The organism is Micromonospora sonchi, from assembly GCF_014646235.1.
GTDB classification, from domain to species: domain Bacteria; phylum Actinomycetota; class Actinomycetes; order Mycobacteriales; family Micromonosporaceae; genus Micromonospora; species Micromonospora sonchi.
Window position 1 is genome coordinate 95,288 of record NZ_BMNB01000011.1, and the last position, 15,601, is coordinate 110,888.

14 protein-coding genes are annotated in these 15,601 nt (G+C 68.9%); 10 read left to right on the forward strand and 4 right to left on the reverse strand.

Annotation, left to right across the window (positions count from 1 at the left end):
- Window positions 1-119 precede the first annotated feature (119 nt).
- The 4 genes from IEY61_RS13960 (at window position 120) to IEY61_RS13975 (ending at window position 8,506) form a co-directional block, all read left to right on the forward strand.
- Window positions 120-6,317 (forward strand): RHS repeat-associated core domain-containing protein, encoded by a 6,198-nt coding sequence (locus IEY61_RS13960; protein ID WP_189044260.1) that lies wholly within the window; start codon window positions 120-122, stop codon window positions 6,315-6,317.
- A 40-nt stretch (window positions 6,318-6,357) separates the two neighbouring features.
- Window positions 6,358-6,666, forward strand: coding sequence for a hypothetical protein (locus IEY61_RS13965; RefSeq protein WP_189044262.1), 309 nt, complete (start codon window positions 6,358-6,360; stop codon window positions 6,664-6,666).
- 143 nt (window positions 6,667-6,809) lie between these two features.
- On the forward strand, window positions 6,810-7,988 hold the full coding sequence (gene aroC, locus IEY61_RS13970; protein WP_189044264.1) for a chorismate synthase: 1,179 nt from the start codon (window positions 6,810-6,812) through the stop codon (window positions 7,986-7,988).
- On the forward strand, window positions 7,985-8,506 hold the full coding sequence (locus IEY61_RS13975) for a shikimate kinase (RefSeq protein ID WP_189044266.1): 522 nt from the start codon (window positions 7,985-7,987) through the stop codon (window positions 8,504-8,506). The genes aroC and IEY61_RS13975 overlap by 4 nt, the downstream gene beginning before the upstream one ends.
- 696 nt (window positions 8,507-9,202) lie before the next feature.
- Here the strand turns inward: IEY61_RS13975 and IEY61_RS13980 are convergent.
- The gene (locus IEY61_RS13980) at window positions 9,203-9,400 is read right to left on the reverse strand and encodes a helix-turn-helix transcriptional regulator (protein WP_189044268.1); all 198 of its coding nucleotides are present in this window, start codon (window positions 9,398-9,400) and stop codon (window positions 9,203-9,205) included.
- Window positions 9,401-10,048: 648 nt separating this feature from the next.
- Between IEY61_RS13980 and IEY61_RS13985 the strand changes: the two genes are divergently transcribed.
- Both IEY61_RS13985 and IEY61_RS13990 read left to right on the forward strand, forming a co-directional pair.
- The gene (locus IEY61_RS13985) at window positions 10,049-10,384 is read left to right on the forward strand and encodes a hypothetical protein (protein WP_189044270.1); all 336 of its coding nucleotides are present in this window, start codon (window positions 10,049-10,051) and stop codon (window positions 10,382-10,384) included.
- Between the two features lie 127 nt (window positions 10,385-10,511).
- On the forward strand, window positions 10,512-10,736 hold the full coding sequence (locus IEY61_RS13990; protein ID WP_189044272.1) for a hypothetical protein: 225 nt from the start codon (window positions 10,512-10,514) through the stop codon (window positions 10,734-10,736).
- Here the strand turns inward: IEY61_RS13990 and IEY61_RS13995 are convergent.
- Complete coding sequence (locus IEY61_RS13995; RefSeq protein WP_189044275.1) at window positions 10,733-11,533, reverse strand: cytochrome c oxidase assembly protein; 801 nt, start codon at window positions 11,531-11,533, stop codon at window positions 10,733-10,735. The two genes, IEY61_RS13990 and IEY61_RS13995, sit on opposite strands and share 4 nt — an antisense overlap.
- Window positions 11,530-12,078, reverse strand: coding sequence for a DUF2243 domain-containing protein (locus IEY61_RS14000; RefSeq protein ID WP_189044277.1), 549 nt, complete (start codon window positions 12,076-12,078; stop codon window positions 11,530-11,532). The genes IEY61_RS13995 and IEY61_RS14000 overlap by 4 nt, the downstream gene beginning before the upstream one ends.
- Window positions 12,079-12,211: 133 nt before the next feature.
- Here IEY61_RS14000 and aroB point away from each other — a divergent pair, with 133 nt between their 5' ends.
- The 4 genes from aroB to nusB all read left to right on the forward strand — a co-directional run bounded on the left by aroB (window position 12,212) and on the right by nusB (window position 14,853).
- On the forward strand, window positions 12,212-13,288 hold the full coding sequence (aroB, locus tag IEY61_RS14005; RefSeq protein ID WP_189044279.1) for a 3-dehydroquinate synthase: 1,077 nt from the start codon (window positions 12,212-12,214) through the stop codon (window positions 13,286-13,288).
- 58 nt (window positions 13,289-13,346) lie between these two features.
- Window positions 13,347-13,775, forward strand: coding sequence for a type II 3-dehydroquinate dehydratase (gene aroQ / locus IEY61_RS14010; protein WP_189044281.1), 429 nt, complete (start codon window positions 13,347-13,349; stop codon window positions 13,773-13,775).
- 86 nt (window positions 13,776-13,861) lie between these two features.
- Window positions 13,862-14,419, forward strand: coding sequence for an elongation factor P (gene efp, locus IEY61_RS14015; protein WP_189044283.1), 558 nt, complete (start codon window positions 13,862-13,864; stop codon window positions 14,417-14,419).
- A 23-nt stretch (window positions 14,420-14,442) separates the two neighbouring features.
- A complete protein-coding gene (gene nusB / locus IEY61_RS14020; protein WP_189044411.1) occupies window positions 14,443-14,853 on the forward strand; it encodes a transcription antitermination factor NusB in 411 nt (136 codons plus the stop codon).
- Window positions 14,854-14,949: 96 nt separating this feature from the next.
- Here the strand turns inward: nusB and bldD are convergent, their stop codons facing one another.
- Window positions 14,950-15,438 (reverse strand): transcriptional regulator BldD, encoded by a 489-nt coding sequence (gene bldD / locus IEY61_RS14025; protein ID WP_117229180.1) that lies wholly within the window; start codon window positions 15,436-15,438, stop codon window positions 14,950-14,952.
- Between the last annotated feature and the right edge of the window lie 163 nt (window positions 15,439-15,601).

Sequence of the window (15,601 nt, forward strand, 5' to 3'; positions counted from 1 at the left end):
GGGGAAGTTGGTCCGCAGTGACACCTACGCATTTTCGAACGAAAAATTCCATCGGTGATGGCCTAAGGGTGGTCCGATCCCGTTCGGAGCGGATCCTGGCCGCGAGTTTAGCTGTCGTCATGGCGCTCACCATTTCCGACATTCCCGTGGAATCAAGTGCTGCGGCGGCGGCGACCAAGCCGGCTGCCGACGAGATTTTGGAGCGGCCCGATGAAATGGCGGCGCTCGTAACGGCACGCACGTCCGGCAAGAAGGTCCGGATTTCCGGCATGACGACCGACTCCGCCGAATATGTGGCGCACCCGGACGGGAAAATCGAGGCCACGGTCCACGCCGGACCGGTGCGCATGCAGCGGGACGGCGGTTGGGTCGAGATCGATCTGACGCTACAGCCGGCCGACGACGGCTCGGTACGCGCAAAGGCCCATCCGCTGAACCTCTGGATCTCCGGTGCCCGGGGCAAGGGCGGTGACCTGGCCGCCGTCGGCGAGGGGGACCGCCGACTCACGCTCGGCTGGCCGGGAGAGCTGCCGGCTCCGGTGCTGCTGGACAACAGGGCGACGTATCCGGAGGTGGCACCCGGCATCGACCTCGTGGTGGAGGCCACCCGGACCGGGTTCTCCCAGTACCTCACGGTCAAGAGCCGCTCAGCGGTGGATCGGCTGCCGGCACTGGATCTTCCCTTGACCGGGAAAGGGTTCGCCTCGTTCCACCAGGGTAGTGGCGGTGAGCTGACGCTGAAGGACGGGAAGGGCCGGTCGATCGCGGTCGTCCCGGCGCCGGAGATGTGGGACGCCCGGCGTGCCGCCGGGACGGAGCAGCCCACTCGCCGGACCCTGGTCGGTGCGCGTTCCGAGCGAGCGAAGGGTGCCCGCGACGGCGGCCTGGTCATGCGGCTGCGGCCCGACCTGACCTGGTTGAAGGACCCGGCCACCCAGTACCCGGTGACCATCGACCCGCAGATCAACCCGCTCTACACCTCCTTCGACACCTATGTGAAGGAAGGAGACAGCGTGGACCGCAGCGGTGCGAGCGACCTCCAACTCGGTCTGCTCGCGACCACCCCGGCCGTGAAGACGCGCTCCTTCGTGCACTGGCCGGTGTCCGCTCTCGCGGGCAAACAGATCACCGCAGCCACCGTTTACTTCTGGAACTGGTGGTCGCACAGCTGCACGGCGAGCTCGTGGGAGATCTGGACCACCGGTTCCGCCTCCTCCGCCACCCGATGGGGAACGCAGCCGACCTGGATCCAAAAGGAGGCGACCTCGACCCAGACGAAGGGCTACTCGTCGGCCTGCGACGACGGCTGGGTCAGCATCAGCGGCACCAACTTCTTCCAGCGCGCCGCCACCGCCGGCCAGACCACGGCCTACATGGGCGTACGCGGCACCGACGAGACCTCGACCAACAGCTTCAAGCAGTTCCGCTCGCGGAACGCGGCCAGTTCGAGCCAGGTGCCGTACGCGACGGTCACCTACAACTCGTACCCGACCGTCGGCACCCGCTCCACCGTGCCGGCCACGGCCTGCGTCACGGGATCCTCACGGCCGAAGATGAACACCGCCACCCCCCAGCTACGGTCGGTCATCGCCGATGCCGAAGGATCGCCGGTCACCGCGGAGTTCGAATGGTGGACGCTGACCGGTACCACCAAGCTCGGTAGCGTGATCACCTCGGCCGGCGCCTCCGGTACGACCTTCACCGCCACCGTTCCCGCCGGCGTCCTGGCCCACGGCAGCTCCTACCGGTGGCGGGTGCGCGGCAACGACGGCACGGTCAACGGCACCTGGTCCTCGTTCTGCGAGTTCAACGTCGACACGTCGATCGGCAGCCCGCCGATCATCACCTCCGAGACGTACCCGGAGAACGCCTGGGGAGGGGACGCGGGGGTGGCCGGGCAGTTCACCTTCGACGCGAACGGGGTCGCGGACGCGGTCGCCTACGAGTACAGCCTGGACGTGCAGCCACCGAACCGCGTGGTCAACACCACCGCGCCAGGCGCCCCGGCGACGGTGAACATCACTCCGCTGACCCCCGGCTGGCACAACATCTGGGCCCGGACCCGTGATTCCGCCGGTAACGTGACCCAGTTGCGGTCATATCCGTTCAAGGTGGGCTCCGCGGCGATGACCTCACCCAAGACGGGTGACATCAGTGGGGCGAAGAGCGTGCTCAGCTCCATCTCGGCGTCGTCGTTCACGGAGGTCACCTACCAGTGGCGCCGCGCAGGCTCCGACAGTTGGGTCCAGATCCCGAACTCGCACGTGACCTACACCGCTGGTGGTGGCGCGGTCACCTGGCCCGTCCCGGTCACGGGAGGCACGGTTCCGAAGCTCAACTGGGACATCGCCGCCACCCTCGCCGCGGTCGACGGGCAGGGCGTGCCACGCGACGGGCCGCTACAGGTGCGCGGCTACTTCAACCCCAACAACAACGGTGCGCCCAGCGACCCGGTGAAGATCCGCTTCGATCGCAACCTCGCCTCCGCGACCACGGCACAGGTCGGACCCGGATCGGTCAACCTGATCACCGGCAACTACCAGCTCTCGCACGCCGACGTCTCGGTGGCCGGACTGGTGGTGTCCCGGACGCTCAACAGCCGTCGGCCCTCGGGTAACGCGGATCCGCTCTTCGGACCGGGCTGGATCTCCGGCACCGTGGTCTCGGACGCGCAGGCCCCCTACACGCGGCTCACGACGTTCGGGAGCCTCGTGCAGGTCAAGCTCCCGGACGACTCGACGATCGGCTTCACGAGGATCGACGCCGGCGGGACCAGGTACGAGCCGGAGGTGGGCTCGGAGAACCATGTACTGACCTTCAACAGCGGTACCAGCACCTTCACCCTGGCCGACCGGGACGGGAACGTCGTGACGTTCACCCGGGCCGTCAACGATCCGCCCAACGTCTACACGCCGACGGCCGCCACTGCCCCAGGGTCGGGCAACACCACCACCTACTCCTGGGAAAAGGTCGTCCTCGGATCGAGCGAGGTGATGCGCCCGACGCGGCTGTTGGCGCCCGTTCCCAGCGGTGTCACCTGTACCACGCTGGTCCGTGGTTGCCGGGCCATCACCTTCACCTATGCGAACACGACGACCGCGACCGGCTTGGCGGACGGCACGTGGGGTGACTACTCCGGCCGGGTCAAACAGATCTCGTACATCGCCTGGGACCCGGACCTTCCGACGCCTGCCATGCGCACGGTCGTCCTGGCCCGCTACACCTACGACAGCGGCGGGCGGTTGCGTACCGTCTCCGACCCGCGACTCGACCACCAGAGCGGTGGCAGCAGCCACCAGGTGCGCACCGTGTACTACTACAACGGCGACGGCATCATCACCTCGATCACGCCGCCGGCACAGGAGCCGTGGCTGTTCTCCTACACCACCGTCCCGGGTGATCCCGGTAAGGGCCGCCTGCACAAGGTCACCCGCTCCGCCCTGTCGGCGGGCACCGCCGTGCAGACGGTGGTGTACCAGGTACCCGTCTCGGGCAGCGGAGCACCCTACAATCTCGCTGCCGGTGAAACCGCGCGGTGGGGCCAGGCGGATGCGCCGACGGACGCCACGGCGATCTTTCCGGCCACCCAGGTACCGGGCGGCGATCCGTCCACCGGTGTCCTGCCCGGTTCCTATGAGCGGGCCACGATCAGCTACATGGACAGCAACGCGCGGACGGTGAACACGGCCGAGCCGAACGGCCACATCGACGCTGTCTGGTACGACCTTTCCGGCAACGTGATCGGTGAGCTGACGGCCGGCAACCGTAAGCGGGCGTTGGAGGCATCCGGCACCGACAGCGCCGCGGCGGAGGCCGAGATCGCCTCTCGGCTCTCGACCGTCACCCGGTACTCCGACGACGGCCAGACGATTCAGGAGATCTTCGGTCCCGAGCACGACGTGCTGTTGTCGACCGGAACCGTGGTGCGAGGCCGCGCGCACACCTCGTACACCTATGACGAAGGTGCCCCGTCAGGTGGTGAGGCTCCTGGCCTACCCACCACGGAGCGGGTCTCGGTCAGCCACGTGGTCGGCGGGCAGACGGTGGACGAGGATGTCCGCACCACCAAGACGGAGTATGACTGGACCCTGAAGCTGGCCACCAAGACGATTGTCGACCCCGGCGGTCTGGACCTGGTGAACCGGACGGAGTACGACGCCTCGGGCCGGGTGGTTCGCAGTACCCAACCTGCCGGCGGCAGCGCCGACTCCACACCAGCCACCCGGGTGAGCGTTTACTACGGTGCCGGGGCCAACGCCAGCCATCCGGAGTGTGGGGGACGGGCTGAGTGGGCGGGGCAGGTATGCCGCACCCATGCGGGTGGCCCGGCGGAAAGTGCGCCCGAGCTGTTGGCGATGGTGACGACGTACGGTTTCTATGGACAGAACCGGGTCGTCACCGAAAAGAACACCGCGGGCGTGCAACGGACGAACAGCACCTCATACGACGAGGCGGGACGACCGTTCGAGTTGGTGGTTTCCGGCCCGGGTACACCGGTCAACCGCAGCCGCAACATCTACGATCCCGTCAGCGGGGATCTGGTCCGGACGCAGAGCGTCGACGCCGGTGGTGCGGTGGTCGCGGAGGTGATTCGTGGCTACGACAGCCTTGGCCGACAGACCAGCTACACCGACGCTGACGGCAATCAGACCACGACGGGCTTCGGCGTGGCGGGCACGGTGGTGTCAATCGGTGATCCGGTCGCCAGCCAGGCCGTGACGTACGACGGTGCAACGGAGCGGCGTGGCCTGCCCACCACCCTGGTGGACTCCCAGGCGGGGACCTTCCAGGCGACCTACGACGCCGACGGCAACATCGTCACGCAGAGCATGCCGAACGGCGTACAGGTGACGCTCACCATCAACGAGATCGGTGCGGCTACCGGCATCCGGTACGACCAGCCGGGGTGTGGCCAGCCGTCCTGCTCCCTCTTCGTGGACAGTGTGGTGCCGTCGGCCGCCGGGCAGTGGGCGGCGAGGGCGACCAGTCTGTCCGAGCAGAAATTCACCTACGACCAGGCTGGACGGATTTCGACCGTGTCCGACACGGTCAATGGCCACTGCGTCGTACGGCAGTACGAGTTCGATGCCGGCGCCAACCGCACACGACTGATGCAGTCCGCAGCCGGAACCGGCGGCTGTCAGGGGGCAGTTCCAGCCGACGAGAAGGTCTGGGCGTACGACAACGCCGACCGAGCCACTGGCGACGGCTACACGTATGACGTGCTCGGACGGACTCTGACGCAACCCGGAGTGGACTCCGCCATCGCCGGCGGCGGACCGGCGACCATGTCTTACCACGCGAACGACATGGTGCGGACGATCTCGCAGGCGGGCCGTACGGCCACGTACACCGTGGACGTGGTGAACAACCGCATCAGGTCGTGGGTCACGACCACGCCCGGCGGTCCGAGTGTCACCAAACGCCATCACTACTCCGCGGACGACGATTCGCCGGTCTGGACGGATGAGGGTGGTGGCAGCATCACCCGTCCGATCGGAGCCCTGCTCGGCCTGGTCGGCATCTTCGCCACGGGTGTCGGCGTCACCTGGCAACTGGTGGATCTGCACGGCAACGTCGTTGCCGGGATGGCACAGAGCGGGACCGGGCTGCTCTACACGCGGGAGTTCCTCGAGTACGGACAGCCACGTGATGCGGCTGCCGCGAACCCGCCCCGGTACGGCTGGCTGGGCTCGGCGCAACGCGCCGCCGACACCCCGAGCGGGGTCATCCTGATGGGGGCCCGGCTCTACAACCCGGCCACCGGTCGGTTCCTGTCGGTCGACCCAATTGTCGGCGGCAACCTGAACGCCTACGAATACTGTGGGGGAGATCCCACGGGTTGCACCGACACATCGGGTATGGCAAGCAACACCTGCCGCGACAGTTGGTGGAGCCAGCACTTCACCGACAGGTGGACGACGAATTATCCGAAATATATGCCGTACTACAAGATTTCGAACAAGCGGGTCGGCAAGACGCTCAACATCAGGTGCAGCCTGACTCACAACACGACGCTGCGGATGTTGGGTTATGGAACTCCCGCGATCGGAGGGGCGATCGGTGCATTGCTCGGCTTCCTGTGTGGTCCCTGGTGCGGCGTCGGCGGAGCGGTCGTCGGAGTTTTGATCGGGCAGATTGGGCCAGTTGAGTACTCAGCTCGCTGCAAGAAGCAGCGCGGAATCAAAGTGCGGGCCACCCTCAAGACCAGAATCACGTACACCACGATTTATTGGCGCTGGTGGGCAGGGGGTGGCACGAGCTCGTTCGCCACGCCGTACTCCTACGGGTGGCCGCTGGGCTGGCAGTGTCTATGAGTGGTTGCTCTCTTCGAGGACCGGGGTAGGTGACGATCGGATGGCAGGAAGGCTGGCCGTGATCGTGGTGCTGGCGGCACTGGTGGTACTTCTGGGTGCGCTGGTCCGGACCGGGAGGATCGTGCCGGGAGCGCGGGGCGACACCGCCGCTGCCCGTCGTTCCGGGGCCCTGATCGTCGCCGCTGGTCTGCTGGGAATTCTCCTGGCGGTGGTCACCCTGGTGCAGAAGTGGATGTCCTTGCCGGCGAACGTGGGATCGGCTGTCCGGATCGCCCTGGCGGTGGCGATGGGAGGGGCGATGATTCGAGCGGCCTGGATCCTCCGGCGCAGCCGGGAGGGCAGCCGCTAGCTGCACGGGAGTGGTGCGGTGGGTAGTGGACCCGACCGAAATGGTTGCGGGCTGCTACCCACCGCTGCCGTTGTCGTGTCCGCAGGGCGGGACGCGCCGGGCGGTGCGGGGCGGCGGGCACCGGGCGTGACAGACTGACCGCTGTGTTGCGCTGGTTGACCGCAGGAGAATCGCACGGACCCGCCCTCGTCGCGTTGCTGGAGGGGGTGCCGGCCGGCATCGAGGTGACCTCCACCGAGATCGCCGGGGAGTTGGCCCGCCGCCGGCTCGGCTATGGCCGGGGCGCGCGGATGGCCTTCGAGCAGGACGAAATCGAGATCATCGGCGGCCTGCGGCACGGTGTGACGCTGGGCAGCCCGGTCGCGATCCGGGTCGGCAACTCCGAGTGGCCCAAGTGGCGCACCGTGATGGCCGCCGACCCGGTGGACGCCGACGAGTTGGCCGGGCAGGCCCGCAACGCCCCGCTCACCCGACCCCGGCCCGGCCACGCCGACCTGGCCGGCATGCAGAAGTACGGCCACACCGATGCCCGGCCGATCCTGGAGCGGGCCAGCGCGCGGGAGACCGCCGCCCGGGTCGCCGTCGGCACCGTGGCCAAGGCGCTGCTGCGCCAGGCGCTCGACGTCGAGATCGTCTCGCACGTGGTGGAGTTGGGCCCGGTCGCCGCCAAGCCGGGGCTGCGGCCCCGCCCGGAGGACGCCGAGCGGATCGACGCCGACCCGCTGCGCTGCCTCGACCCGGAGGCCAGCGCCCGGATGGTCGCCGAGGTCGACGCCGCGAAGAAGGCCGCCGACACCCTGGGTGGCGTGGTCGAGGTGCTGGCGTACGGCGTACCGCCCGGCCTGGGCAGTCACGTGCAGTGGGACCGCAAGCTCGACGCCCGGCTGGCCACCGCGTTGATGTCGATCCAGGCGATCAAGGGTGTGGAGATCGGCGACGGCTGGCAGCAGGCCCGGTCCCGGGGCTCCGAGGCGCACGACGAGATCATGCCCACCGCCACCGGGGTCCGTCGGGTCACCGACCGGGCCGGTGGTCTGGAGGGCGGCATCACCACCGGCGAGCCGCTGCGGGTCAAGGCGGCGATGAAGCCGATCTCCTCCCTGAACCGTGCCCTCGCCACCGTGGACGTCACCACGGGCGAGCCGGCCACCGCGATCAACCAGCGCTCCGACGTCTGCGCGGTGCCTGCCGCCGCCGTGGTCGCCGAGGCGATGGTGGCGCTGGTGCTGGCCGAGGCGGCGGTGGAGAAGTTCGGCGGTGACTCGATCGCCGAGATGCGCCGCAACCTGGCCGGCTACCTCGACGCGCTGGTGATCCGGTGACCGGTAGGACCCGCCCGGTCTGCGTCCTGGTCGGGGCGCCCGGCTCGGGCAAGACAACCATCGGCGAGATCCTGGCGAAGACCTTGGGCGTCGAGTTCCGGGACACCGACGCCGACATCGAGCGCCTCGCCGGCAAGCCGATCCCGGAGATCTTCATCGACGAGGGGGAGGCGCACTTCCGTACCCTCGAACGGGCGGCGGTGGCGGCGGCGCTGGCCTCCTGCTCCGGGGTGCTGGCCCTCGGCGGCGGCGCGGTGCTGGCCGAGGAGAACCGCGCTGCCCTGGTCGGGCACCGGGTGGTTCATCTCGACGTCGGACTTTCCGACGCGGTGAAGCGGGTCGGTCTCGGTGTCGGTCGGCCGCTGCTGGCGATCAATCCTCGGGCCACCCTCAAGCACCTGATGGACCAGCGCCGCCCGCTCTACGCCGAGGTCGCCACCCTCACCGTGCACACCGACGGCCGCACGCCCGAAGAGATCGCCGCCGAGATCGCGCAGTTGCTGCGCACGGATAGCTAGGCCCCGGCGGACGAGGATCCCGACCTGGATCCCGGTCGGCGAGCGGCCGTACGACGTCCTGGTCCCGACCTGCTCGATGCGCTGCCCGGTCTGCGCCACGCGGGTGGCGGTGCTGCACGCGCTGCCGCCGAGGAGTTGGTCGACGCGGTGGTCGCCTCAGCCGCCGCGGCCTGGCTGCCCATGACCTTCTCGATCGTTGGCAGCTCAGCAGCGCGACACGCCGGTTATCGGTGCTGCTGAACTGCCAACGATCAAGGTTCACTCGATCTCCTCGGGCCGGCGGGCGGTGATCGGGACGGAAAGCCTTCCTCGAAGTGCCCGACAGGCTCTTTCGGATCGCCTCTGCGAGTTGCGCGGGCTGACGATCGATCCCTGGCATCTCTACCTGCTGTCGCGGACTCACGACTGGTTTATTGTGTCCGGCATTCCGCTGTGGGCCGAGCCCTTGGGGGATCTTGGTACGAGAACGCCTCAAACATCGGCTGGTCGAGGGAAGCGTCGGCCCGACGACCCTGACGGAGTGGATGGGTCAGCGCCCGCCCACCCACCCCCTCCGCTGCCTCCTTTGCTCTGCTTCAACCCATGCAACGGTTTCGGCAGCAACCGGTGCGTGGGTTGAAGCAGAGCAAAGCGGCCACAACAAACACAGCTGAGAACCTCGTCGGCAGCCACCCACTTTCGCCCGGTGCCGCGTGACTAGTCCGCTTGCTGGTGCGGGCGGTGTTCCCGGATCCACGCGATCACGTCGGCCCGGTCCCAGATCCGGCCGGTCGCCAGGATGTCGATCGGTTCGGGAAACGTCGGCCGCCGGATGATCTCGGACGCGCGCTGGCGGGAGACGCCGCCGAGTAGTTCGGCGATCTCGGCCAGGCCGGCGAGCCGCTGACGCTCCATGCACCCGGACAGCAGGCACCCGCACCCCTGCAGGGTGCCTACTCCCCATGCATTCAACTTGAAGGGTTGACAGTTGGCACCCATCAAGGGGAGGCTGATGGGGTCGCCGGGCTTTGGGGCTAATCACGTGATATCGGAGGTTGTCTTATTTCTAGATGATAGGCGGCCATCGATTAAGATGTCCGGTTCGCTCGAGTCGGCGATTGATCGATGGAGCGATGCGAGATGACTGTCGTGAACGAGGCTTCCGAAGCCACGGTGACCGAGGCCGAGGAAACCCGACCCAGCCGACCGAAGTCGAGAACGGTGAGAACGAGCAGGCCGCGGAGAGCCCGCCGGCCGATGACGAGGCGGGCAAGAAGGCGCGGATCGAGGCAGGCGAGCAGCCTGATCCGCCCAGGCGACAACGGCGAACCGGTCGTAACGATCATGCACCCGCACGAGGACTAGTGATGAATCGATAGCGGTCCGGGACCGGAGTTCGCCGCTCTGGTCCCGGACCTAGATCCACTGCGAAGGAGTGGACCCATGAGCAACCGTATGTTGCACCCGAGGTGGTGTGCACCAGGGTGTCAGGTCAACCCAAACCATCCGTCAGGGCCACACGTCTCACGTCCCGTCACGATCACCGCCAGCAACCAGGAGCTCGTGCATCTCCGGCTGGCGTTGAACATCGCGCACACGCCGATGGACGCGCCGCTGCTGGTCCTGCTGGAGACCTACGACACCAATCCTGAGGTCAGGCAGCCAGCCTCAGCGTTCCCGCTGTCGATCCGGCAGGCTGGCGAACTGTCTCGTGGGATCACGGGACTGCTGCGGCTTGCCCAGCACACCACCTGGTGCGACCAGCCACAGGGCAGTGCTCAACTGCTGTTCACCAAGCTGGTCGAGGCGCAGCGAGGGCTGTCTGACGAGGAGATCGAAAAGTTCCTGGCAACGGGTCGAAAGCCTGACCTGTCCGAGTCAGCGGAGGATGACCAGTGAACCTGCGTCCGCCGTACCCCGACCAACGAGCGCAACTTCTACCTGACCGGCATCCCCTGTCTGACCTTCAGCCTGGGGTGTACGCCCTCAGGTCGATCGTCTAGTGGACCTGCCTCCGGGGGTAAACGTGCCAACCTACCCACTTCCGTACTACGAGGGCGACCAGCGGCTGTCATTCGCGCTGCTGGTGGACGTACGAACCGCTGTCCTGCGTCACGGGTTCCCCGAGCTGACACGGGTGGACATGGAGACGCTGTACGTCAGCCTGCGGCTGTTCCTGTACGGCGAGATGGGCCGGGTGCCCCTGGACCCGCCGGTGAACTCGCCGACGACGCAGTTGCCGATCTGTTAACGGCTGCCGGTGAGCGCGGCCGCCGGCGCGGGGTGTCGGCGGGGCTGCGGACGCCAGCTGACCAATAGCGCGAGCGCGAGCAGGATCTCGGCGAGGTCGCCGCCGTAGTACATGACCGTGGCGCCGGCGCGCAGCTGCTCCGCCGGGGCGGGCACGTCGACGAGCAGTCCCGCGTACAGGAGTTGGGCCAGGCCGGCGTGGGCGGCCACCGCGATCCCGAGCACCACGAGCCGTACCGGGACTCCGGGCCGGTGCCCGGTGGGCTCCGGACCGGCGATCGACCAGGTGAACAGCAACCCGCTGAGCAGGAAGTGCAGGTTGACCAGGTCGTGCAGGGCCGGGCTGGCGAGGGTGGCCCGGTACAGCGGGGTGAGGTGGAGCAGCCACAGCCCGCCGGCGGTGAGCAGCAGCCCGGTGACCGGGTGGGTGAGCGTTTGCGCCGCCGGATGACGCAGCACCCGCAGCGCGGCCCGACCGGCCCGCCGGTCGACGGTACGTAACGCCAGCGTGCCCGGCGCGCCGAGCACCAGCCCCAGCGGAGCCAGCATGCCGAGCAGGAGATGCTGCCACATGTGTGTGGCGAAGCCGTCCATCGGCAGCAGCAGGGCGACGGCGAGCAGGGCGCATCCGACGGCGAAGGCCGCCGTCCGCCCGTGACTCCAGCCGGCGCGGCCCGGGGCGCGTTGCCGCAGCGCCGCCGCCAGGTAGAGCCAGCCGACCAGCAGCGGTACGAGCAGCGCCGGCCCGACGGTCGTGGCGTGCTCGGTGCCGTGCGCCGAGACCACGATCGGGCTCATCCGCGTCGGTCCCGGGTCGGCGTCTGCCGCTGGTCGGCGCAGACGTCCACGGCGGTGGCGCGGCGCTGCACCAGCCAGCCGACGACGATCAGCACCACGCCCAGCGCGAGGAAGCCGAGATCCCACCAGAGCTGGTACTCCCCGGACCGGACGTGGTGGATGGCCAGGATGTGATGGTCGATGATGCCTTCCACCAGGTTGAACAGCCCCCACCCGATCAGCGCCCAGCCCCACAGCATGGGTGAGCGCCACAGCCGGCCCCGGGAGCGGGTCACCCGGGAGTACAGCATCGCCAGCCCGATCAGCACCGCCACCCAGGTCAGCACGTGGAACAGCCCGTCCCAGACGGTGTTCATCTGCAGTCCGGAGAGGGTGTCCACCGGGTAGTCGCGTACCCCGATGTTGTCGTTGCCGGTGTTGCTGAGCATGTGGTGCCACTGGAAGACCTGGTGCAGCAGGATGCCGTCGACGAAACCGCCGAGACCGACGCCGAGGATGGTGGCCGGCAGCCGGATGTCGGCGCCGTCGATCGTCCGCTGCGCCATCCCGCCTCCTGGCCCGTCCGGTGGTCGTGGCTGCCGGTGCCCGTTCCACGCCGCGGTAAACGTCGGTTCCAGCCCTCGGCACGCGGTGGGCGGGGACGGCCGGAACGGCGGCCGGTGGGCTAGGCTCCCGGCGATGGACGAGGTGACCCGGATCCCGGTCGGCGGCGAGCGGCCGTACGACGTGCTGGTCGGACGCGACCTGCTTGACACGCTGCCCGGCCTGCTGCCGGACGTCACCCGGGTGGCGGTGCTGCACGCCCCGCCGCTGAAGGAACGGGCCGACGCCACCGGCGCTCGACTGGCCGCGGCCGGGATGACGCCGCTGCCGATCGAGGTGCCCGACGCCGAGGCCGGCAAACATGTCGACGTGGCGGCGCAGTGCTGGGACCGGCTCGGCGCGGCCGGGTTCACCCGCACCGACGCGGTGGTCGGCCTGGGCGGCGGCGCGGTGACCGACCTGGCCGGGTTCGTGGCCGCCTGCTGGCTGCGCGGGGTGCGTTGGGTGCCGGTGGCCACCTCGCTGCTCGGCATGGTCGACGCGGCGGTGGGTGGCAAGACCGGGATCAACACCGCAGCCGGCAAGAACCTCGTCGGCGCTTTTCATCCGCCGGTCGGGGTGCTGGCCGACCTCGCCACGCTGGACACTCTGCCCCCGGCGGACCTGGCCGCCGGCCTGGCCGAGGTGGTCAAGTGCGGCTTCATCGCCGACCCGGTCATCCTCGACCTGGTCGAGCGGGACCCGGCGGCGGCCACCGACCCGACCGGGCCGGTGGCCCGGGAGCTGATCGAACGGGCGATCCGGGTGAAGGCCGACGTGGTCGGCGGTGACCTGCGCGAGTCGGGCGTACGGGAGGTGCTCAACTACGGGCACACCCTCGCCCACGCGATCGAGAAGGTGGAGGAGTACCGCTGGCGGCACGGCCACGCGGTCGCGGTCGGCCTGGTGTACGCCGCCGAGTTGTCCCGCCTGGCCGGCCGGCTGGACGCCGCGACCGCACGCCGGCACCGCGACGTGGTCACCGCACTCGGCCTGCCCACCGGCTACCCGGCCGATGCCTGGCCCCGGCTGTTGGCCGCGATGCGGGTCGACAAGAAGGCCCGGGGCAGCACGTTGCGTTTCGTGGTGCTCGACGGGCTGGCCCGGCCGGCGATCCTGGCCGGCCCCGACGACGACCTGCTGCACGCGGCCTACCGGGCGGTGGCCCGGTGAGCGCGAGGAGTGAGCCGGGTTTGCGAGCCCCGCAGTCGCGAACGAAAGGCAGCCCAGCATGAAGGTGTACGTGCTCAACGGGCCGAACCTGGGCCGGCTGGGCACCCGCCAGGTCGACGTGTACGGCGTGACCAGCTACGCCGATCTGGTCGAACTCTGCGAGTCGACCGGGCGGGCGCTCGGGCTGGAGGTCACCGTCCGGCAGACCGACGCGGAGCACGAGCTGATCGGCTGGCTGCATGCCGCGGCGGACGAGCAGGCTGCGGTGGTGCTCAACCCGGCCGCCTGGTCGCACTACTCGATCGCCGTGCGGGACGCCTGCGCGCTGCTGCGCGGCCCGCTGGTGGAGGTGCACATCTCCAACATCCACGCCCGGGAGGAGTTCCGGCACCACTCGGTCGTCTCGGCGGTGGCCACCGGGGTGATCTGCGGGCTCGGCGTCGACGGCTACCGCCTCGCCCTGCACCACCTCGCCGCCCGCCGCTGACCCGCCCTCATCGGGCGGGCGGTGGGTTGTGGGGGCGACTAGTAGACTTCACAGGTCTGTCCGCCAAATTATGATCAAGGCAGGAAATGGCCACCACCAACGACCTGAAGAACGGCCTGGTACTCAACCTCGACGGAGAGCTCTGGTCCGTCGTCGAGTTCCAGCACGTCAAGCCCGGTAAGGGTGGTGCGTTCGTGCGTACCACGCTGAAGAACGTGCTCTCCGGCAAGGTGGTCGACAAGACCTTCAACGCGGGCACCAAGGTCGACACTGCGACCGTGGACAAGCGCACGATGCAGTACCTCTACGCCGACGGCGAGGACTACGTCTTCATGGATCTGGAGACGTACGACCAGATCACGGTGCCCGGCGGGACGGTCGGCGAGGCGGCCGACTACCTGTTGCCCGAGGCCGAGGTCATCGTGGCCACGCACGAGGGCCTGCCGCTCTACGTCGAGATGCAGGCCTCCGTCGTGCTGGAGGTCACGTACACCGAGCCGGGGCTGCAGGGCGACCGGTCCACCGGCGGCAACAAGCCGGCGACCCTGGAGACCGGCGCGACCGTGCAGGTGCCGCTCTTCATCACCACCGGCGAGAAGATCAAGGTCGACACCCGCGACGGCCGTTACCTCGGCCGCGCCTGATGGCCGAGGGTGCGAAGCAGCAGATGCCGGCGCGCCGCAAGGCGCGCAAGCGGGCGCTGGACGTGCTCTTCGAGGCCGACCTGCGGGATCGTCCGCCCGTCGAGGTGCTCGCCGGCTACGTCGAGCGGATCGCCGTGCCACGCCCCGAACACCTGGGCTACGCGGTCGGTCTGGTCGAGGGCGTGGCCGGGCACCTGGACCGGATCGACGAGTTGATCGCCAGCTACGCCGAGGGTTGGACGCTGGACCGGATGCCGGTGGTCGACCGCAACCTCGCCCGGATCGCGGTCTACGAGCTGCTGTACGTCGACGAGATCGACGACGCGGTGGCGATCAGCGAGGCGGTCGAGCTGGCCCGGCAGATGTCGACCGACGACTCGCCCCGCTTCCTCAACGGGCTGCTCGGCCGGATCGCCGAGTACGCCACCCGCTGAGGCGCCGCTGACGGCGGAGCCCCCTCGGCCGAGTGACACGAGCGGAAACGAGTAGGGCCCGTGCCGTCCCCGGCACGGGCCCTTTCCGCTCGATGCTCAGCTGGCGAAGAACGCCCGGGGGTCGGCGACCAGTACGCCGTGCTCGGTCAGCCGCTCGATCAGGCCGGACGGCGAGGCGTCGTAGACGATCGCGAGGGCGCGCAGGTCATCGGCGCGGATCGAGAGCACCCGGCCGTTGTAGTCACCCCGCTGCTGCTGGATGGCGCGGGCGTACCGGGCCACGTAGGCGAGTTCCTCGCTGGCCTCGTCGTAGAGCCGCTCCAGGTCCAGCACGATCTTGCTGGTCGGCTCGTGCCGCACGCCGCTACCGTCGGGCAGCAGTTCCGAGACGGGAACGCGGTAGAACTCGGCCAACTCGGCCAGGCGGGACACCGTGACGGCGCGGTCGCCGCGCTCGTACGAGCCGACCACCACCGCCTTCCACCGCCCGTTCGACTTCTCCTCCACACCCTGCAGGGACAGGCCCTGCTGCTGGCGGATGGAGCGCAGGCGGGCGCCCAGAGACTTGGCGTATTCAGAGGGCATTCGGACACTCCCAGTGCTGCTCGGGGTTCTCCCCGCGATCGCTACGGAGCGTGACGGTACGGGGATTCGCACACCTGGTCAAGTGGTGGCGACCTTCCCATTGGTGCCTCGTGCGAGTTGTCCCGTTTCGGGGGCTGAATCGATACGCTGTCCGGTGACGCTC

Coding starts and splice junctions, on each gene's coding strand:
- IEY61_RS13960 (WP_189044260.1), top strand. CDS start 120: ATGGCGCTCACCATTTCCGACATTCCCGTGGAATCAAGTGCTGCGGCG.
- IEY61_RS13965 (WP_189044262.1), top strand. CDS start 6,358: ATGGCAGGAAGGCTGGCCGTGATCGTGGTGCTGGCGGCACTGGTGGTA.
- IEY61_RS13980 (WP_189044268.1), bottom strand. CDS start 9,400: ATGGAGCGTCAGCGGCTCGCCGGCCTGGCCGAGATCGCCGAACTACTC.
- IEY61_RS13995 (WP_189044275.1), bottom strand. CDS start 11,533: ATGAGCCCGATCGTGGTCTCGGCGCACGGCACCGAGCACGCCACGACC.
- IEY61_RS14000 (WP_189044277.1), bottom strand. CDS start 12,078: ATGGCGCAGCGGACGATCGACGGCGCCGACATCCGGCTGCCGGCCACC.
- aroB (WP_189044279.1), top strand. CDS start 12,212: ATGGACGAGGTGACCCGGATCCCGGTCGGCGGCGAGCGGCCGTACGAC.
- aroQ (WP_189044281.1), top strand. CDS start 13,347: ATGAAGGTGTACGTGCTCAACGGGCCGAACCTGGGCCGGCTGGGCACC.
- efp (WP_189044283.1), top strand. CDS start 13,862: ATGGCCACCACCAACGACCTGAAGAACGGCCTGGTACTCAACCTCGAC.
- nusB (WP_189044411.1), top strand. CDS start 14,443: ATGCCGGCGCGCCGCAAGGCGCGCAAGCGGGCGCTGGACGTGCTCTTC.
- bldD (WP_117229180.1), bottom strand. CDS start 15,438: ATGCCCTCTGAATACGCCAAGTCTCTGGGCGCCCGCCTGCGCTCCATC.